We start from the raw sequence: 18197 nt of genomic DNA, 5'->3' as shown, positions 1-18197 counted from the left end.
ACGAGGAGCAAGGCGATACAGATGGTAAAGCAGCCCGTATCCGTAAACGGCGTTGTCCGCTGGAAGGATGTGGGCCTCGCCGATCAGGCCAAGAGCGAACAGAAGGAGCGCAAGATGGTTGTACTACGTCACGAAATCGGTGATGTCCTGCGCGATGTCCGCCAGCGCCAAGGCCGTACGCTCCGGGAAGTCTCGCACAGTGCCCGTGTTTCCCTGGGCTACCTGAGCGAAGTGGAACGCGGCCAGAAGGAAGCCTCCTCGGAGTTGCTGTCCTCGATCTGCTCGGCCCTCGATGTTCCGCTCTCGAGCATGCTCCGCGAAGTCAGCGACCGCGTTGCGGTCGCCGAGGGCGTCGCGGTTCCGGACACCGTCCCCCAGGAGTTCGCGCAGCGCTACGGCCGCGATCTCGACCGAGAGATCAACTCCGACCTCAACGACGAGCTGGCGAAGGGCCTCCTTTCCGGAGCTCGCTAGACGCCAACTCACCACCCAAGACGCAAGAAAAGGACCTCCGGCTCAGGCCGGGGGTCCTTTGACGTGTTCGTCCCGGGGGAACCCATCGCGTTCGTAGGTGGCATTGAGTTTCGCCATGTACATGGCAAGAGCCTGCAGGTCCTCAGCCGGCCACTCGGACAGGCGTTCCCGAAACACCTCACGCCGGGCGTCCTGGACTTGGTGCATCCGTTCCTCCCCTTCGCTCGTCAGGCGGATGGCTTGCGCCCGGCCATCCAGCGGGTCCGCTTCCTTCGATATCAGGCCGAGGCCCTCGAGGAAGGCGATCTGACGGCTCACCGAAGGCTTGCCGACGCCGATGCAGGATGCGAGATCGGTGAGCCTGATGGGGCCCTGCTTGCGGATCACGCTGAGCAACCCGTAGGCGGCGGGTTCCATGTCCGGGTGGACCTGGCGCGAGAGTTGATGGGAAATCGACCGGCCCCGGCGCCAGAGCAGGCTCAACTGGTTCTCGACGGCGTCCAGGGCGGCGTCCGCGCCGGCGGTTCCGGGAGAGGAATCTCCCGCGGACTCTGTTGGGTTGCTCATGGCAACCATTCTAGAGTCCTAGGCCGTGAGAGACTTTACTCGTGCGAATTAGTGACTTTTGGCGGCTTATGGACGACGAGTTCGGTGCGGGGTACTCCCACGTCCTGAGCGGCTCGCTGGTCCTGGCCGGGGTCGGGGGACGCACAGCGGACCAGGCCCTCAGCGCGGGCGTTCCTCCCCGCCAGGTGTGGCTTGCCCTGTGCGACGTCCAGGACGTCCCGCCGGAGCGCCGGTTGGGCCGGGACGTCAAACCCCGCGACACCACGGGACCGCGCTAACGCCTGACACGCCGCTGGCATGAGGTGACGCCTGACACGCCGCTCGCTTGTTCGAATATCTGTTCGGATAGCGATATGCTTTTTTCAGAGCTTTTCCCATGCAGAATTTTCCACATGCGTGGTTTTCCACATATGCGGATCCCGCGACAACTTTGTCGGAGGGTGCCAGTAGCGTCAGTGATGACAGACGAAGGGCCTATAGGGCCACTCCACAGCGAGAAAGTATTAGAGGTGTGAATCATGGCCGCAGCCCCGGATCGCCAGAAGGCGCTCGACGCAGCGCTTGCCCAGATTGACAAGCAGTTCGGCAAAGGCTCGGTTATGCGCCTCGGCGATGAAGTCCGTGCGCCCATCGAAGTCATCCCGACCGGCTCCATCGCATTGGACGTCGCCCTGGGAATTGGCGGCCTGCCCCGCGGCCGCGTGGTGGAAATCTACGGTCCGGAATCATCCGGTAAGACCACGGTCGCGCTGCACGCCGTTGCCAACGCCCAGCGCCAGGGCGGCATCGCAGCCTTCATCGACGCCGAACACGCCCTCGATCCGGAATATGCCGCGAAGCTGGGGGTCGACACCGACGCGCTCCTGGTCTCCCAGCCGGACACCGGCGAGCAGGCGCTGGAAATCATGGACATGCTCATCGGTTCGGGTTCCCTCGATGTCATTGTCATCGACTCGGTGGCCGCCCTCGTTCCCCGCGCGGAAATCGAAGGCGACATGGGCGACAGCCACGTGGGCCTGCAGGCCCGCCTGATGAGCCAGGCCCTCCGTAAGATCACCGGCCGCCTGAGCCAGACGAAAACCACTGCCATCTTCATCAACCAGTTGCGCGAAAAGATCGGTGTCTTCTTCGGCTCACCGGAAACCACCACCGGTGGTAAGGCGCTGAAGTTCTACGCCTCCATCCGCATCGACGTCCGCCGGATCCAGACCCTGAAAGAGGGCGCGGATTCCGTCGGCAACCGCACCAAGGCCAAAATCGTCAAGAACAAGATGGCCCCGCCCTTCAAGATCGCCGAGTTCGACATCATTTACGGCCAGGGCATTTCCCGCGAGGGCGGCATTATCGACATGGGTGTCGAGCACGGCCTGATCAAGAAGTCGGGCTCCTGGTTCACCTACGATGGCGACCAGCTGGGTCAGGGCATGGAGAACTCCCGCCGCTTCCTGCGCGACAACCCGGAGCTGGCGGCCGAACTCGAGCGCCTGATCAAGGAAAAGCTTGGCGTCGGTGTCAAGGCCCCGGCCGAAACCGAAGAGTCGCCGAAGCTGAAGGCCGTTGACGGCTTCTAACGCAGGAGCGAGTCGTGGGTCAGGGTTCCGTCCAAGGAACCCTGACCCCGACGGCGCTGCCGACCCGCATGACGGTTCCCACGGGCGCAGTTCCCGCGGGACCCGGGGGTCCCGCGGCTCCCGCGGTTCAAGGGCGGCACCGTCTCCGGAACTGGATCCGGACGCGGACCCGGCAGCGGTCGCTCGCGCCATCGTGCTGAGGCAGCTGACGAATTCGCCCAAGAGCCGGTTGCAGCTCTCGCGCAAGCTGGCCGAGCGCAACGTTCCCGAGGACGTCGCCGAGGCCGTCCTGGACCGCTTCGAGGAAGTGCGGCTGGTTGACGACACCGAGTTCGCCGACATGTGGGTCCGCAGCAGGTCCCAAACGCGCAAACTCGCCAAGGGGGCCTTGCGGCGCGAACTCGCGGACAAGGGCATCGACCCGGAAACCGCCGCCGGCGCCCTGGAACAAGTTAGCGACGCCGACGAAGAATCGGCGGCCCGTGAGCTCGTGGAGCGCAAGCTGCGGGGATTCACCGGCGGTGAAGACCGGGCGGAGCGAGACAAGATCACGCGCCGCCTCGCGTCAATGCTGGCCCGCAAGGGATACCAGCCCTCGCTCGCCTTCCGGATTGTGGGCGAGGTACTCGACGCCGTCACCGGCCGTGCCGGAGTCGGGGAATAAGGCCCCCGATCCGGGGTCTACGCAGGCCCGGCCACAGCCCGTTACCCTTACCCGTTACCCTTAACAAGTGAGTTTTACCATTCCCTCCCCAGCGGCCAGCACGACTTCTCCCGCAGCGACTCCAGCACCGTCTCCGGCAGTGCCGCCAGCAGCGCCTGCGACCTTCGCTGCAGACCCGGCGGCCGCGACGGAAAGTTCCGGGTCGGCCCAGCCCCGCACTTACCAGGTGCGCACCTTCGGCTGCCAGATGAACGTGCACGATTCCGAGCGGATGGCCGGCATGCTCGAAGCCGCAGGTTACGTTCCTTCCGCCGGTGAGTTGGCCGATGTCGTGGTCTTTAACACCTGCGCGGTCCGCGAGAATGCCGACAACAAGCTGTACGGCAACCTCGGCATCCTCGCCCCGGTCAAGGCAGCCAACCCGGGGATGCAGATCGCCGTCGGCGGATGTCTCGCACAGAAGGACCGGGAGACCATCCTCAAGAAGGCGCCGTGGGTGGACGCCGTGTTCGGCACCCACAATGTCGGTGCCCTGCCGGCGCTGCTGGACCGGGCCCGCCACAACAACGAGGCCCAGCTGGAGATCCTCGAATCGCTGGATGTTTTTCCCTCCACTCTCCCCACCAAGCGGGACTCCGTCTATTCAGGCTGGGTATCGATCTCCGTGGGCTGCAACAACACCTGCACCTTCTGCATCGTCCCGGCGCTGCGGGGCAAGGAAAAGGACCGCCGCCCCGGCGAGATCCTGGCCGAAATCCAGGCACTCGTGGACGACGGCGCCATCGAAGTAACTCTGCTGGGTCAAAACGTGAACTCCTACGGCGTCGAATTCGGCGACCGGCAGGCGTTCTCCAAGCTCCTGCGCGCCTGCGGCGACATCCCGGGCCTGGAGCGCGTCCGGTTCACCAGCCCGCACCCGGCCGCCTTCACGGACGACGTCATCGACGCCATGGCCGAGACCCCCAACGTCATGCCGCAGTTGCACATGCCCCTGCAGTCCGGCTCGGACAAGGTCCTCAAGGATATGAAACGGTCCTACCGCTCCACCAAGTTCCTCGGCATCCTGGACAAGGTCCGTGAGAAGATCCCGCACGCCGCCATCTCCACGGACATCATCGTCGGCTTCCCCGGCGAGACCGAGGAGGACTTCCAGGCCACGCTCGACGTCGTGGAGAAGTCCCGGTTCGCCACCGCCTTCACCTTCCAGTACTCCAAGCGACCGGGCACGCCCGCCGCCGACCTGCCGGACCAGCTGCCCAAGGCCGTGGTCCAGGAACGCTTTGAGCGCCTCACGGCCCTGCAGGACCGGATCGCCGCAGAGGAAAACGCCAGGCAGCTCGGCCGCCGCGTCGAGGTCATGGTGACAGCCCAGTCGGGCCGCAAGGCTCAGGAAACCCACCGCCTCTCCGGCCGGTCCCAGGACCAACGGCTGGTGCACTTCTCCGTGCCCGCCGGGGCCGAGGTGCCCCGGCCCGGCGACCTCGTGACCGTCACCATCACAGAGGCCGCAGCGTTCCACCTCATCTCCGACCCTGCATCGGCGGAGGACTACAGCCTGCGCCGGTCCCGTGCCGGTGACGCCTGGGACAGGTCGCAAGCCGACTCCTGCGGGGCGCCCGCGCCGGGATCCGCTTCCGGCGGCACCGGGGTGTCCCTGGGCATGCCCACACTCCCCGTCCGCGGCCGCTAGCCTGTGACAGCTCAGCAAGGCCCCGCTGCCGGCCAAGCGGGGGCCCCGGCGGCCGGCGGCACACCTGACGGCGCAGGACCGGACAGCGCAGGACCGGACAGTGCAGGACCGGACAGCGCAGGACCGGACAGTGCAGGACCGGCACGGCCGGTGATCGCCGTCGTCGGGCCTACGGGCTCCGGCAAGTCCGATCTCGCGGTCTCGCTGGCACTGGAACTCGACGGCGAAGTCATCAACGCCGATTCCATGCAGTTTTACCGCGGCATGGACATCGGCACCGCCAAGATCACAGCGGCCGAACGCCGGGGGGTGCAGCACCACCTCCTGGACATCCTGGATGTGACCCAGGAAGCCAGCGTCTCGGACTTCCAGCAGCAGGCCCGTGAGCTCATTGCCGGCATCCATGCCCGGGGCAAACGCGCCATCCTGGCGGGCGGGTCCGGGCTTTACGTCCGTGCCGCCCTGGACGTGCTGGAATTCCCGGGCACCGACCCTGCCATCCGGAGCCGGCTCGAAGCGGAACTGGAAACCGCCGGACCGGCGCCGCTGCGGGCCCGGCTGGAGGCCGTGGACCCGGTCTCGGCCGGCCGGCTCGGGGACGCACGCCGGATCATCCGCGCGCTTGAGGTGTTCGAACTGACCGGGCGGCCTTTCAGCTCGTTTATGCCCACCCGCGAGTACTTCCAGCCCGCCGTGCAAATCGGGCTCGACGTGGACCGGGAACAGCTCCGGGATCGCCTCGCCCGCCGGGTCCACACCATGGTGGACAGCGGGCTCCTCGACGAGGTCCGCAAACTCGACGCCGCCGGACTCCGGCTCGGCCGGACCGCGCCTCGTGCCCTCGGCTACGCCCAATTCCTCAAGGTGCTCGACGGTGGATCCGACCCGGCGCAGGCCGCCGAGGAAACCATCGTCGCGACCCGGCAGTTCGCGCGCCGCCAGCTCACCTGGTTCCGCGCCGACCCCCGCATCCACTGGCTCGACTGGCAGGACCCCGGGCTGCTGGCGAAGGCCACGGCGCTGTGCCGCTAGGCATTCGGCCGCTGAGGTCGGTGTCACGGTTTCCATCCCGCCGGCCACGAAACGAAGTGCAACCGGTCGCGAAACGAACTGTAACCTTGGACCATGGACGAAACCCTTGCCGCGGCCGCTGACCACCTCGCTGCCGGAGACACCGCCGCCCTCGCCGGCCTGAAGTTCTCGAAAGGCCACGGAACGGGCAATGACTTTGTCCTGATCGCAGACCCCAACGGCACACTCTCGCTCAGCCCTGAGCACGTCGCCGCGCTCTGCGACCGGCACCGCGGCATCGGCGGCGACGGCCTGATCCGGGCCGTCCCTTCCCGGCTGCTGCCCGAGGGGCAGGAATTGCTGGCCGCGCACCCCGACGCCGAGTGGTTCATGGACTACCGCAACGGCGACGGCTCGCTGTCTGAGATGTGCGGCAACGGCGTCCGCGTCTTTGTGCACTTCCTCATCGCCGAAGGCCTCGTGGACCTTCCAGCCGGCGAGTCCCTCGTCATTGGAACCCGGGGCGGTGCCAAGACAATCGTCCGGACAGCTGCGGGCTACGCCGTGGATATGGGTCCTTGGGAGTTCATTTTCCCGGGCGAGGCCACCGCACGGGCCATGGATTCGCTCGTCAGCGCCGAGGGGCTCGAAGTCGCCCGGCCCGCCCTTTCCGTCAGCATGGGCAACCCGCACACAGTGGTTGCCCTGGCCGAAACGGCCGAACTCGAGGCCACGCAGCTGTTCACGGCCCCCCGGGTGGACCCGACGCCGCCGCACGGGACAAACGTCGAATTCGTTGTGCCGTCCGAACCACTGGTCCACGACGGCACGGGCACCATCACCATGCGGGTCCACGAGCGGGGGGTGGGGGAGACGCAGTCATGCGGCACCGGCGCCTGCGCCGCCGCCGTCGCCATCCGCCACTGGGCCGGCCAGGGCGCACCGGACGCGTGGAACGTCCACGTCCCCGGCGGCGTCGTCGGCGTGAAATTCTTCCTGGGCCCGGAGGGGCACGAACACGTCGAACTCAGCGGCCCGGCCGTGATCGTCGCTAGCGGGACGCTTTCCTGACCCGAAGGATCCGGAACGACTTCGACGTACTCTCCCGGGTCACGCTGAAGCTGGAGTCGAGCTCCGCCGCCAGCCAGCGCTGCAGCGAATCCGAGCCGAGGTTCTTCTGGACCACGAGCCAGGCCGATCCACCCGACGCCAGCCTGGGAATCCACAGGCGCAGGAGGGCGTGAAGCTCATCCTTGCCGATCCGGATCGGCGGGTTGGACCAGATGGTGTCAAAGCGCAGTTCGGGGTCCACGGCGTCCGGCGTGCTGGCGGTCAGGTTGGTCAGCCCCAACAGCCCGGCGTTTTCGTTGGTGAGGGTCACGCAGCGTTCGTTCACGTCCACCGCGTAGACGTGGGCGTGCGGTGCCCGCAGGGCCATGGTCAGGGCGATCGGTCCCCAGCCGCAGCCGATATCCAGCAGGTTGCCCTGCGGCGCCGGAGCCGGGACGTCGGCGAGTAGCACGGCCGTCCCCTTGTCGATCCCGTCCGGGCTAAAGATCCCTGAAGATGTCTGCAGCCGGCGCGTTTCACCGGCAAGATCCACGGTGAGCGGCTTGCGGGTGAAGGGCCCAGCGGGCTGGGCGCTGAAATAGTGTGCAGACTCCATAATGGGCCAGATTAGTTGGCGGCCCGCCCGAATGGGAAACCGGGTAGGAGCGTTGGCGTCTGCTAGGCTAAAAAACATGATCTTGATCTCCAAGTAGTCGGCACGGGCTCCGTCCCGTCCTTTAGCGACTCCGTAGCGACGCAGGTAAACGCCTTCCGCTGAGCGCGCCATCGCAATGGTGAGTCTTCTCACCCGCGGGCGCCCGCATCACTTGGAATCCAGCCGCTTTCCCAGACACCTTGTGTTGCTGGCACCGTGCTCCTTGGCGCGTTGCCGGGCCGGGCTCGGCGGACGGCACCTACCTCACTGTGTATCTAACAGCCTGTGTTTCTCACAGCCAAGGTTTCCCACAACCGGGGTTCCCCACAGCCAGGGTTCCCCACGGCCAGGCGCAATTGCCGCCTCTACCCTCACCCAGCCACCGCTCCGGACGGAGCCAGCCCTGCCCCCGGCACCGTTGCCGCGGGCATTCCAGGAGGCCTGTATGACCCCCCGCCGTCAGCCCAGCGCGAATACCGCCCCACAGAGCAACAATCGGCACTATTCTGAAAGTGCCGAACCCTTAAAGGAGACCATGACCAGCCACCCCAACACCGGACCCGATTCAGCCGCCCAGGACATGAGTCCTGAGGAGATCCAGGCTGTAATCGACCGGATCCTGTCCAAGGACACCCCCGCCCCAGGCGCAGGCCGTGGCGGCGGCTCCGGAGCCAACGGAGGCGCCGGTGCGAGTACCAGCGGCCCGACGTCGGTGCTCGGCAAGGCACAGGCCATCTCCCGCCTGGACGAGGTGTACACCAACTTCGACGGCGACCAGCAGGATCTTGAGGAACGCCACGCGCTGCGCCGCAAGGCGGGCCTGTCCACCGAACTCGAAGACGTCACCGAGGTCGAATACCGGCAGCTGCGCCTTGAGCGCGTCGTCCTGGCCGGACTCTGGACCGAAGGCACCCTCGCGGATGCCGAAAACTCCCTGCGCGAACTTGCGGCCCTCGCCGAGACAGCCGGCTCCGAGGTCCTCGACGGGCTCGTCCAGCGGCGGGCCAAGCCCGATCCCGGAACCTTCCTCGGCTCCGGCAAGGCGCAGGAACTGAAGGCCATCGTGATGTCCACCGGCGCCGACACCGTAGTGGTCGACGCCGAATTGGCCCCGTCCCAGCGGCGCGGCCTGGAGGACATCGTCAAGGTCAAGGTCATTGACCGCACGGCGCTGATCCTGGACATCTTCGCGCAGCACGCAAAGAGCCGCGAAGGCAAGGCGCAGGTGGAACTGGCCCAGCTGGAATACCTGCTGCCGCGCCTGCGTGGCTGGGGCGAGTCGATGTCCCGCCAGGCCGGCGGCCAGGTGGGCGGCGCCGGCGCCGGCATGGGTTCGCGTGGTCCCGGTGAAACCAAGATCGAACTGGACCGCCGCCGGATCCGCACCCGGATGGCCAAGCTGCGCCGGGAAATCGCCGCCATGAAGCCCGCCCGGGAAACGAAGCGGGCTAACCGCCGTCGTAATGCCGTGCCCTCGGTAGCGATCGCCGGGTACACCAACGCCGGGAAGTCCTCGCTGTTGAACCGGCTGACCGACGCCGGGGTCCTGGTGGAAAACGCCCTGTTCGCCACCCTGGATCCGACCGTCCGCAAGGCCGAAACCGCTGACGGGCTGGGGTACACCCTGGCGGACACCGTGGGGTTTGTCCGGTCCCTGCCCACCCAGCTCGTGGAAGCATTCCGCTCCACGCTGGAAGAGGTGGCCGACTCGGACCTGATCCTGCACGTCGTGGACGTCTCGCACCCGGATCCGGAAGGCCAGATCGCCGCTGTCCGGACGGTCTTCAGTGAAGTCGACGCGCGCAAGGTTCCGGAAATCATTGTCCTGAACAAGGCCGACGCCGCGGACCCGTTCGTGGTGGAGAGGCTCAAGCAGCGCGAGCCGCGCCACGTGGTGGTCTCGGCCCGCACCGGTGAAGGCATTCCGGAGCTGCTCAAGGCCATCAGCGAGGGCATTCCGCGGCCCAGCGTGAAGCTTGAGCTGCTCATCCCGTACAACCGCGGGGACCTGCTCAGCAAGCTCCACGAGACCGACGCCGAGATCCTCAGCCTCGACCACGAGGAAACCGGGACCCGTGCCGTGGTGATGGTGCGCGAAGGACTCGCCGCTGAACTGGATCCCTTCATCAGCAATGACTGAGGCTGCGGTGACCAGGGCTGACGCTGAACCCGCGGACGCATCGGCCGACGCCGAACCTGCGGACGTTGAATCGGCCGACGCCGGCGTCGATTTGGTTGCGGGTGCGGCCGGCGAGGAGTTCGTGGTTAAACTTCTCGACCGTGCCGTGTCCGGCATGGGCGGCCAGAGCCGCGATGGCCAGCACGAAATGGCCCGGCAGGTGGCGCGCGCGATAGACAGCGGCGACCACCTGCTGGTCCAAGCTGGCACCGGCACCGGCAAATCACTGGCTTACCTGATTCCGCTGATCGCCCATTCGCTGACCAGCAACAAGCCCACACTGGTCTCCACCGCTACGCTGGCGCTGCAGACGCAGATTGTGGGCCGGGATCTGCCCAGGCTGCTCAAGACCATCACCCCTGCCCTGGAACGGCCCGTCAAGGTCGCCCTGGTGAAGGGCCGGTCCAACTACGTCTGCCGGCACAAACTCGAGGGCGGTTTCCCGTCCGAAGAGCCCTCCGAGGGACAGCTGTTTTCCCTCGGTGAGGACACGAGTGTGCCGCATTTCGCCGCCGCACTTGGCGGGCCGTCCTCCCAGCTGGGCAAGGAAGTCGTCCGCCTGCGCGAATGGGCCGAGGAGACGGCGACGGGGGACCGCGACGAGCTCATGCCCGGCGTCACGGACCGGGCCTGGCGCCAGGTCTCGGTCACCTCCATGGAGTGCCTCGGCGCGCAGAAGTGCCCGCTCGCGGCCGAATGCTTCAGCGAGCTGGCACGGCAGAACGCCGCCGATGCCGACGTCGTGGTCACCAACCACGCCATGCTCGCCGTCAGCGCCTTCGAAGGCCTGGCGGTGCTGCCCGAGTACGACGTCGTGGTGGTGGACGAGGCGCACGAACTCCAGGACCGTGTCACCGGCGCGGTCTCCGGCCAGCTCTCCGTGGCTATGGTGCACGCCGCCGCGTCCGGGGCCCGGAAGCACACGGGCATCACCGTGGACGCGCTGAACAATGCCGCCGCCCACCTGGAGCTGGCCATCGACGGCGTCCCCAGCGGTTTGATGCCCAACGGCCTGAATACCGAGCAGCTGGACTGCATCGACCAGCTACGCGACGCGTGCCGAGCCGCCCTGTCCGATTCGAAGGGCGACAGCTCCGTGTCGGCCGACGGCGGACGCCAGCTGGCCCGGTCACGCCTGATGGTCATTCTGGAACTCTGTGAACGACTCCTGGCCGCACGCGAAAACCGCGAAGTAGTGTGGTTCTCCCGCAACAGCAGCTTCGACCCGGCGCAGGGGTACTCCCAGCCGGACGAGAGCGCGCCGGCCTTGATCAATGTTGCGCCGTTGAGTGTCGCGGGGCGTTTGCGCGAGGGTTTGTTCGCGGACCACACCGTCATTCTGACCTCGGCCACGTTGGCCATCGGCGCTGCCTTCGAGCCTGCGGCCGGCGGTCTGGGCCTCGTTGGCAATGGCGCGCCGAGCTGGACCGGCGTCGACGTCGGGTCCCCGTTCGACTATCCGAAGCAGGGCATCCTCTATGTCGCCCGGCACCTGCCCAAACCCGGCCGCGGGACTTCCCCCGAGGCCCTGGATGAACTCGAGAAGCTGATCCGTGCTTCCGGCGGCGGCGCCTTGTGCCTGTTTTCCTCGCGGCGCGCGGCCGAGGAAGCAGCCGAGGCCATGCGGCCCCGGCTGGGCCTCAGCATCCTGTGCCAGGGCGAGTCGACCATGACGGCGCTCGTGCGGCAGTTTGCCGACGAGCCGGACACGTGTCTGTTCGGCACGATGTCCCTCTGGCAGGGCGTCGACGTTCCTGGGGTGTCCTGCCGGCTGGTGGTCATTGACCGGATTCCCTTCCCGCGGCCGGATGATCCGCTGATGACGGCACGCTCCCGGGCCGTGGCCCAGGCCGGCGGCAATGGCTTCATGTCTGTGTCGGCGACGCATGCCGCGATTCGGCTCGCGCAGGGCGCCGGGCGGCTGATCCGCTCGACGTCGGACAAGGGCGTGGTGGCGGTGCTGGACTCGCGGCTGTCGACGGAGCGCTATGGCGGATTCCTCCGTGCCGCGCTTCCGCCGTTCTGGCCCACCACCGATGCGTCGATAGCCCTGGCTGCCCTGGAGCGCCTGGCGAAGGACTCTGCGAAAGAATAGATCGCAGGCTGGCCGCCACCCCGCGCCGGAAATCGGCCGTGGGGTGGCCACTAGGTCATGGCGTGGCCCGGGGTGGCTAAAGGGAGCGCAGTACCGAGACGACCTTGCCCATGATGACGGCGTGGTCGCCGAGGATGGGCTCGTACTGGGTGTTCTGCGGCAGCAGCCAGGTGTGGCCGTCCCGCTGGCGGAATGTCTTGACCGTGGCTTCGTCGTCCAACAGTGCTGCCACGATGTCGCCGTTCACGGCATCACCCTGGCGGCGGACAACCACCCAGTCGCCGTCGCAGATGGCGGCGTCGATCATCGAGTCGCCGGCCACCTTGAGCATGAAGAGTTCGCCATGGCCCACGAGTTGGCGGGGCAGTGGCATGACATCCTCCACCACCTGGTCCGCGAGGATGGGCCCGCCGGCCGCGATGCGTCCGACGAGCGGCACCATTGCCGTGTCAGTGGCGCTGGCGAGCTCAGTCACTGACAGACCGCCGACGGCCCGGAGGCCGCTGGACTTCTCGACACCCGAAATAGCCGTGGTCCCCTCGTCCAGGGTCAGCGGCATGAGCACTTCCATGGCCCGCGGGCGCTTCGGATCGCGCCGCAGGTAACCGAGCTTTTCGAGCTGGGAAAGCTGATGGGTCACGCTCGACAAGCTGGCGAGACCGACAGTGTCGCCGATCTCGCGCATGGAGGGCGGGTAGCCCTTGTCGGTGACGGACCGCTGGATGGTCTCCAGGATTTTCTTTTGCCGGACGGTGAGGCTCTTGGGGGCCCGGGCGGGCTGCGGGCTCCGTGAGGTGGCCCTGCCGCCGGTGGCTTGTGCTGCCATGTTCGCCAACGCCTTTCCGTTCCGCCCGGCGGCCGTGGCTGCTGTCACCGGGAACTTCCGGCCTGAAATGTCAGACCCTGCTGATCAACTACGAATGAACTCACAGAAGGAGTTCATCGCGGTTGTCCTGTCCCTCAAAAATAGGCCAGCCGCACGGCTTTTTCAAACATTTGTTCTAGCGAGTCTCGACATCGTTCGTTAGTAAGTGCTAAAACAGAACAAGCAAGGTTCGAATATGTGTTCGATTTCGCGGTTCACGCTTCGGATCCGGTATTCGGTTCTATGTTCGAAGGTTCGGCCGGTTGGCGGCGAGTACGTGAAGTACGCCGGGCGGCACCGTATGGTCCAGGAGGGCTCAGTTCATGTCAGCTTCAAGCGCGTTTCACGGCAATTTTGTTCTAGGCGTCACGAATCACCACCGCAGTTCCCCGATGTCGCCGGCACCGCAAGGGATGACGGCAGCGGGTTCCGGCGGGCGGGCGAAGCAGGCACCGCTGCGGCTCACCAGGCGCGGACGCTTCGTCTTCTTCGGTGTCCCGCTGATCCTGCTGGCGGCGTTCATCCTGTCGTTCAGCGGATTCCTCAACGCTCCCGCGAAAGCGGCGGATTCCGCGGACCAGCTCTCGCTGACGCCGACGGTTTCCGTCACAGTGCAGCAGGGGGAGTCCCTCTGGGCCATTGCAGGGTCCGTGGCTCCGGAGCGCGATCCCCGCGATGTTGTGGCCGATATCGTGCAGCTGAACAATCTGGACGCCGCGCCTGTGATGCCGGGCCAGCAGCTGTTCGTCCCGTCCAAGTAACATCCGTCAAGCGCAGTCGCAGGCGTCACAGTTTCAGCGCCCGTCCCGCTACCACTTAAACTGGTCAAGTGACTGACCAGCTTGAGCGCCTCAACCGACTGCCCCTCCGGACCAATCTGCGCGGCCTGCGTCCATATGGCGCGCCGCAGCTGGACGTCCCCATCCTGCTCAACGTCAACGAGAACACCCATGGCGTACCGGCCGATGTCCGCGCGGCGATCACCGAAGCCGTCAGCGCAGCCGCTGCCGGGCTGAACCGCTATCCTGACCGCGAGTTCACCGAATTGCGCGAAGCACTCGCCGAATACCTTGGCCACGGCCTGGAAGCGGAGAATATTTGGGCCGCGAACGGCTCCAACGAAGTCCTTCAGCAAGTCCTGCAGGCATTCGGCGGCCCGGGCCGGACGGCCCTCGGGTTCCCTCCCACGTATTCGATGTACCCGCTGCTGGCCTCTGGCACGGATACGGAGTACATCGTGGGTGCCCGCGCGGCAGACTATGGGCTCAGCGCGGAATCGGCGGCCCGGCAGGTCCGCGAGCTTCAGCCCAACATCGTTTTCCTGTGCTCCCCGAACAACCCCACGGGCACGGGGCTGGGGCTCGATGTCGTCGAGGCCGTCTATGACGCCGGCGAGGCCAGTCAAACCATCGTGATCGTTGACGAGGCCTATCACGAGTTCGCCCACGACGGCACGCCCAGTGCCCTCACATTGCTGCCTGGCCGGGAGCGGCTCATCGTCTCGCGCACCATGAGCAAGGCCTTCGCCCTCGCCGGTGCGCGGCTCGGCTACATGGCCGCGGCCCCGGAGGTTGCTGACGCCCTGCGCCTGGTCCGTCTCCCGTACCACCTCTCCGCCATCACCCAGGCCGCGGCTCTGGCTGCCCTGCGCCACCGGGGAGCGCTCATGGCGGACGTTGAGGACATCAAGCGCCAGCGCGACCGGATCGTGTCGGAACTGACGCGGCTGGGCCTGAAGCCGGCCGCCTCCGATTCCAACTACGTGTTCTTCGGCGGCCTGGAGAACCCCCACGAAGTCTGGCAGGGCATGCTGGATGCCGGTGTCCTCATCCGCGACGTCGGCATTCCGGGGCACCTTCGCGTGACCGCCGGCACTGAGACAGAAACCACAGCCTTCCTTGAGGCCCTTGAACGCATCCTGAACGGCTCCGCAAAGCCGCAGGCCTAGACTTGGTGGGGAGCCCGAGCGCCCCGCCAGACTGCCCAGCACCCTGCCTTCTTCCAAAGGACACATCTACATGAGCAACACGGGATCCACCACCGAGGGCCGGACCGCACGCATGGAACGGACCACCAGTGAGTCCTCGGTCCTGGTCGAGATCAACCTGGACGGCACCGGCGTCTCAGACATCAGCACGTCGGTCCCGTTCTACGACCACATGCTGACGGCCCTCAGCAAGCACTCCTTGATTGACATGACCGTCAAGGCCACCGGCGACACCCACATCGATGTGCACCACACCGTCGAGGACGTGGCCATTACCTTCGGCGAGGTCCTGCGGACCGCGCTGGGCAACAAGGCCGGGATTCGCCGTTTTGGCGAGGCGACCGTGCCCCTGGATGAGGCCCTCGCGCAAGCCGTCGTAGACGTCTCCGGCCGTCCCTACCTGGTCCACGCCGGTGAGCCGGCAGGCCAGGAATACCACCTGATCGGCGGCCACTTCACGGGCTCCCTGACCCGCCACGTCTTTGAGACGATCACGCTGCACGCCGGGATTTGCCTGCACATGAACGTCACGGCCGGGCGCGACCCGCACCACATCGTCGAGGCCCAGTTCAAGGCCTTTGCCCGGGCACTGCGCGCAGCCGTTGAACCGGATCCCCGCGTCGAGGGCATCCCGTCCACAAAGGGTGCCTTGTGACCGGCCCGCTGCTCCGCGACGGGGCCATCATCGACCCCGCCGCCGCGACCAAGCCGGTGTCCCCGGAGGGAAAGCCCACCGTTACGGTGCTGGACTATGGCTCCGGGAATGTCCGGTCCGCTGTGCGCGCGCTGGAGCGGGCCGGCGCCGAGGTCATCCTCAGCTCCAAGCCCGCAGACGTCCTCAACGCCGACGGCCTTGTCGTCCCCGGTGTCGGCGCCTTCGAAACCGTCATGCGCGAGCTCAAAGCCGTTGACGCCATCCGGATGATCGGCCGCCGTGTCGCCGGGGGCCGCCCCGTGCTGGCCATCTGCGTCGGCCTGCAGGTGCTGTTCGAAGCCGGCGTCGAACACGGCACGGAAGCCGAGGGCATGGGGGAGTGGCCTGGCAAGGTGGAGCTGTTGCCCGCCGACGTCGTGCCCCACATGGGCTGGAACACCGTCTCCGTCCCGGAAGGGTCCAAACTGTTCGCCGGGGTCGAGGGCGAGCGCTTCTACTTCGTGCACTCCTACGGTGTCCAGCACTGGGACTTCGACGTCATCCAGCCGCGGATGGCGGCGCCGCTGGTGACCTGGTCGGACCACGGCGCCCCGTTCATCGCGGCTGTGGAAAACGGCCCGCTGTGCGCCACCCAGTTCCACCCGGAGAAGTCCGGCGACGCCGGCGCCCGGCTGCTGCGCAATTGGGTCCAAGGCCTGCGCCCCGCTTCCCCTGAACAAACCGCAGCCCCGGAAGGGACCGCCTAGATGTGGTCCCTGGTACTCATGGGCGTCGCCGGCCTGCTGGTTGGCGGCGCGATCTCCTTCCGGCAGCAGAAAAGTCCGCGCTGGGTGCAGATCGTTTTCTACATCCTGGCCGGCATGTCGCTGCTGGCCGCCTACCTCCTGACCCTGCCGGCGTCCTGACGGCCCGCTCCCAACTTCCATCCCCAAGCTGAGGACTCCACGATGACCACCGAAACCCCGCTGCCCGTACTTGAGCTTCTGCCCGCCGTCGACGTCGTCAACGGCCAGGCCGTCCGGCTTGTGCAGGGCGAAGCAGGCAGCGAGACGAGCTACGGCACCCCGCTGGAGGCCGCCCTCAATTGGCAGCAGCAGGGGGCTGAATGGGTGCATCTGGTCGACCTCGACGCAGCGTTCGGGCGTGGCTCCAACGCCGAGCTCCTGCGCGAGGTCGTTGGACGGCTCGATATCAAGGTGGAGCTCTCCGGCGGCCTGCGCGACGACGAGTCCCTCGAGAAAGCCCTCGATCTCGGCGTCGCCCGGGTGAACCTGGGCACCGCGGCATTGGAGAACCCGGAGTGGACGGCGCGGGTGATCGAGCGCTTCGGCGACAAGATCGCAGTCGGCCTGGATGTCCGCGGCACCACCCTCGCCGGCCGGGGCTGGACGAAGGAAGGCGGGGACCTCTGGGAGGTGCTCGGCCGCCTCGAGGACGCCGGCTGCGCCCGGTACGTCGTGACCGATGTGACCAAGGACGGCACGCTCCAGGGCCCCAACGTCGAACTCCTGCGCCAAATGGTCGAGAAGACAGGCAAACCGGTGATCGCCTCCGGCGGCATTTCCAGCCTTGAGGACCTCTTGGTCCTGCGTTCCCTGGTGCCGCTGGGCGTCGAAGGCGCCATCATCGGCAAGGCCCTCTACAACGGCAACTTCACACTGCCCGAGGCCCTCGACGCCGCCGGCCGCCGCTAGGGGGTCAGTGCCCATGACGCACACCCACGACTCCCAAGACCCCCACGACTCCCACGACCCCCATGAGGGAGTGCAGCCGGGCCCCGGGGCTGGCCCCGTCCGGCACCTGCCCGGACACATCGCGGCCGCCCTTGCCGGCGCCGGCGGGGCCACTGACTCCGCCGGCCAACCCTGGGCAGGCCGCAGCCTGTCCGGCGATGACGCAAAGATCCACAATTTCGAGGACGATGACGGCACCGCCGACGCCGGCTACCTGGCGGCTTTGGACAACCTCGCCGCGGGCACAGGCGACGAAGCGGCCGTAGTGGCCGCGCTCGCCACCGCCCGGGTATTCGTGCCAATCGTCGCCCAGCTCGCCGAAGAGGGCGAAGCCGTCACGCACCCGCACGGGGACCAGCTGCACGGTGACAAACTTCGCTCCGACAAACAGGCAGACATGGCCCTCGTGACGCTCAAGGCGCCGGACGGGCGCACGGCCATGCCGGTGTTCACCTCGGCGGCGTCACTGAAGGCGTGGCATTCGGAGGCCAGGCCGGTCGCCGTGTACGCGGCCAGGGCTGCCCTGTCCGCGGTCGCGGAAGGCGCCGAGCTGCTGGTGCTCGATCCCGGCTCCGAACTGACGTTCGTGGTGCGCCGGCCGGCGGTTTGGGCACTCGCCCAGCAGCAGACCTGGACGCCGTCGTACGCCGATCCAGACCTCGTAGGAGCCCTCGGGGAGGGCGCGGTTAGCTTTCCGGCGGTCCGCCGTGTTGAAATTCATCCGGGGGGTGGAGTTGCCTCGGCAACGGCCGATGGCAGGCGGCTCCCCGGTGGGGGAGCCGGCCCGGAACTCCGTGTGGTCCTCTACCTCGAAGACGGGCTCGACGCCGCCGGCGTGCAGTCCATCGTGGCCGGCCTCAACAACGCCTGGGCCCGGAATGAAATCTTTGCCGAGCGGGTTGATTCGATCGAGGTCAAGCTGCAGCGCGCAGCACCATAGCTGACGGCCCAACGGGGGGACTTCCCGGTGCTGCCGTGGGCAGTACCAGAAGGAAGTAGTT

General features: G+C 67.0%; 19 protein-coding genes. 16 read left to right on the top strand and 3 right to left on the bottom strand.

Annotation, left to right across the window (positions count from 1 at the left end; genetic code table 11):
- The first annotated feature begins 21 nt into the window (after positions 1–21).
- The gene (locus tag BLS42_RS03060; RefSeq protein ID WP_090576293.1) at positions 22–474 is read left to right on the top strand and encodes a helix-turn-helix domain-containing protein; all 453 of its coding nucleotides are present in this window, start codon (positions 22–24) and stop codon (positions 472–474) included.
- 42 nt (positions 475–516) lie between these two features.
- Here BLS42_RS03060 and BLS42_RS03055 read toward each other — a convergent pair whose 3' ends face one another.
- Positions 517–1041: a MarR family winged helix-turn-helix transcriptional regulator gene (locus BLS42_RS03055; RefSeq protein ID WP_090576290.1), complete on the bottom strand. Its 525-nt coding sequence runs from the start codon at positions 1039–1041 to the stop codon at positions 517–519.
- A 41-nt stretch (positions 1042–1082) separates the two neighbouring features.
- Between BLS42_RS03055 and BLS42_RS03050 the strand changes: the two genes are divergently transcribed.
- From BLS42_RS03050 to dapF, 6 genes are all read left to right on the top strand, one after another.
- Entirely contained in the window at positions 1083–1319 is a 237-nt protein-coding gene (locus BLS42_RS03050; protein WP_090576287.1) for a DUF3046 domain-containing protein, read from the top strand.
- 240 nt (positions 1320–1559) lie between these two features.
- Complete coding sequence (gene recA / locus BLS42_RS03045; protein WP_018774457.1) at positions 1560–2612, top strand: recombinase RecA; 1053 nt, start codon at positions 1560–1562, stop codon at positions 2610–2612.
- 193 nt (positions 2613–2805) lie between these two features.
- Complete coding sequence (locus BLS42_RS03040) at positions 2806–3276, top strand: regulatory protein RecX (protein WP_256336211.1); 471 nt, start codon at positions 2806–2808, stop codon at positions 3274–3276.
- Between the two features lie 67 nt (positions 3277–3343).
- The gene (gene miaB / locus BLS42_RS03035) at positions 3344–4966 is read left to right on the top strand and encodes a tRNA (N6-isopentenyl adenosine(37)-C2)-methylthiotransferase MiaB (protein WP_218122065.1); all 1623 of its coding nucleotides are present in this window, start codon (positions 3344–3346) and stop codon (positions 4964–4966) included.
- A gap of 150 nt (positions 4967–5116) precedes the next feature.
- The gene (gene miaA / locus BLS42_RS03030) at positions 5117–5998 is read left to right on the top strand and encodes a tRNA (adenosine(37)-N6)-dimethylallyltransferase MiaA (protein WP_090576281.1); all 882 of its coding nucleotides are present in this window, start codon (positions 5117–5119) and stop codon (positions 5996–5998) included.
- Positions 5999–6091: 93 nt separating this feature from the next.
- The gene (gene dapF / locus BLS42_RS03025; protein WP_090576277.1) at positions 6092–7048 is read left to right on the top strand and encodes a diaminopimelate epimerase; all 957 of its coding nucleotides are present in this window, start codon (positions 6092–6094) and stop codon (positions 7046–7048) included.
- On the opposite strand, the gene BLS42_RS03020 is transcribed toward dapF, so the two are convergent.
- Positions 7029–7643: a class I SAM-dependent methyltransferase gene (locus BLS42_RS03020; RefSeq protein ID WP_090576274.1), complete on the bottom strand. Its 615-nt coding sequence runs from the start codon at positions 7641–7643 to the stop codon at positions 7029–7031. The two genes, dapF and BLS42_RS03020, sit on opposite strands and share 20 nt — an antisense overlap.
- Positions 7644–8217: 574 nt before the next feature.
- Here BLS42_RS03020 and hflX point away from each other — a divergent pair.
- Both hflX and BLS42_RS03010 read left to right on the top strand, forming a co-directional pair.
- Positions 8218–9822 (top strand): GTPase HflX, encoded by a 1605-nt coding sequence (hflX, locus tag BLS42_RS03015; protein ID WP_090576270.1) that lies wholly within the window; start codon positions 8218–8220, stop codon positions 9820–9822.
- A complete protein-coding gene (locus BLS42_RS03010; protein ID WP_305367287.1) occupies positions 9815–11956 on the top strand; it encodes an ATP-dependent DNA helicase in 2142 nt (713 codons plus the stop codon). Before hflX ends, BLS42_RS03010 begins: the two co-directional genes overlap by 8 nt.
- Before the next feature lie 76 nt (positions 11957–12032).
- Here the strand turns inward: BLS42_RS03010 and lexA are convergent, their stop codons facing one another.
- Positions 12033–12782: a transcriptional repressor LexA gene (gene lexA, locus BLS42_RS03005; protein ID WP_090577049.1), complete on the bottom strand. Its 750-nt coding sequence runs from the start codon at positions 12780–12782 to the stop codon at positions 12033–12035.
- Positions 12783–13213: 431 nt separating this feature from the next.
- Between lexA and BLS42_RS03000 the strand changes: the two genes are divergently transcribed.
- The 7 genes from BLS42_RS03000 to BLS42_RS02975 all read left to right on the top strand — a co-directional run bounded on the left by BLS42_RS03000 (position 13214) and on the right by BLS42_RS02975 (position 18136).
- A complete protein-coding gene (locus BLS42_RS03000; RefSeq protein ID WP_256336210.1) occupies positions 13214–13582 on the top strand; it encodes a LysM peptidoglycan-binding domain-containing protein in 369 nt (122 codons plus the stop codon).
- A 68-nt stretch (positions 13583–13650) separates the two neighbouring features.
- Positions 13651–14769, top strand: coding sequence for a histidinol-phosphate transaminase (locus tag BLS42_RS02995; RefSeq protein ID WP_090576264.1), 1119 nt, complete (start codon positions 13651–13653; stop codon positions 14767–14769).
- A gap of 70 nt (positions 14770–14839) precedes the next feature.
- Entirely contained in the window at positions 14840–15463 is a 624-nt protein-coding gene (gene hisB / locus BLS42_RS02990; protein WP_090576261.1) for an imidazoleglycerol-phosphate dehydratase HisB, read from the top strand.
- On the top strand, positions 15460–16209 hold the full coding sequence (gene hisH / locus BLS42_RS02985) for an imidazole glycerol phosphate synthase subunit HisH (protein WP_090576258.1): 750 nt from the start codon (positions 15460–15462) through the stop codon (positions 16207–16209). The genes hisB and hisH overlap by 4 nt, the downstream gene beginning before the upstream one ends.
- Positions 16210–16368 carry a hypothetical protein gene (locus BLS42_RS20110; RefSeq protein ID WP_176803138.1) on the top strand — a complete coding sequence of 53 codons (159 nt, stop codon included), beginning with the start codon at positions 16210–16212 and terminating at the stop codon, positions 16366–16368.
- Positions 16369–16410: 42 nt separating this feature from the next.
- Positions 16411–17157: a bifunctional 1-(5-phosphoribosyl)-5-((5-phosphoribosylamino)methylideneamino)imidazole-4-carboxamide isomerase/phosphoribosylanthranilate isomerase PriA gene (gene priA / locus BLS42_RS02980; RefSeq protein WP_090576255.1), complete on the top strand. Its 747-nt coding sequence runs from the start codon at positions 16411–16413 to the stop codon at positions 17155–17157.
- A gap of 13 nt (positions 17158–17170) precedes the next feature.
- Positions 17171–18136 (top strand): SseB family protein, encoded by a 966-nt coding sequence (locus BLS42_RS02975; protein ID WP_256336209.1) that lies wholly within the window; start codon positions 17171–17173, stop codon positions 18134–18136.
- Positions 18137–18197: the final 61 nt, after the last annotated feature.

The sequence above is a fragment of the Arthrobacter sp. ov407 genome (assembly GCF_900102895.1).
Classification (GTDB): Bacteria; Actinomycetota; Actinomycetes; order Actinomycetales; family Micrococcaceae; genus Arthrobacter.
This window is presented reverse-complemented; position numbering and strand designations above follow the sequence as displayed.

What these genes read in the sequence shown, in the direction of transcription:
- BLS42_RS03055 (WP_090576290.1), bottom strand. Translation starts at nt 1,041, where the DNA reads ATGAGCAACCCAACAGAGTCCGCGGGAGATTCCTCTCCCGGAACCGCC.
- BLS42_RS03060 (WP_090576293.1), top strand. Translation starts at nt 22, where the DNA reads ATGGTAAAGCAGCCCGTATCCGTAAACGGCGTTGTCCGCTGGAAGGAT.
- hflX (WP_090576270.1), top strand. Translation starts at nt 8,218, where the DNA reads ATGACCAGCCACCCCAACACCGGACCCGATTCAGCCGCCCAGGACATG.
- dapF (WP_090576277.1), top strand. Translation starts at nt 6,092, where the DNA reads ATGGACGAAACCCTTGCCGCGGCCGCTGACCACCTCGCTGCCGGAGAC.
- BLS42_RS03020 (WP_090576274.1), bottom strand. Translation starts at nt 7,643, where the DNA reads ATGGAGTCTGCACACTATTTCAGCGCCCAGCCCGCTGGGCCCTTCACC.
- recA (WP_018774457.1), top strand. Translation starts at nt 1,560, where the DNA reads ATGGCCGCAGCCCCGGATCGCCAGAAGGCGCTCGACGCAGCGCTTGCC.
- BLS42_RS20110 (WP_176803138.1), top strand. Translation starts at nt 16,210, where the DNA reads ATGTGGTCCCTGGTACTCATGGGCGTCGCCGGCCTGCTGGTTGGCGGC.
- BLS42_RS03010 (WP_305367287.1), top strand. Translation starts at nt 9,815, where the DNA reads ATGACTGAGGCTGCGGTGACCAGGGCTGACGCTGAACCCGCGGACGCA.
- priA (WP_090576255.1), top strand. Translation starts at nt 16,411, where the DNA reads ATGACCACCGAAACCCCGCTGCCCGTACTTGAGCTTCTGCCCGCCGTC.
- hisB (WP_090576261.1), top strand. Translation starts at nt 14,840, where the DNA reads ATGAGCAACACGGGATCCACCACCGAGGGCCGGACCGCACGCATGGAA.
- lexA (WP_090577049.1), bottom strand. Translation starts at nt 12,782, where the DNA reads ATGGCAGCACAAGCCACCGGCGGCAGGGCCACCTCACGGAGCCCGCAG.
- BLS42_RS02975 (WP_256336209.1), top strand. Translation starts at nt 17,171, where the DNA reads ATGACGCACACCCACGACTCCCAAGACCCCCACGACTCCCACGACCCC.
- BLS42_RS03000 (WP_256336210.1), top strand. Translation starts at nt 13,214, where the DNA reads ATGTCGCCGGCACCGCAAGGGATGACGGCAGCGGGTTCCGGCGGGCGG.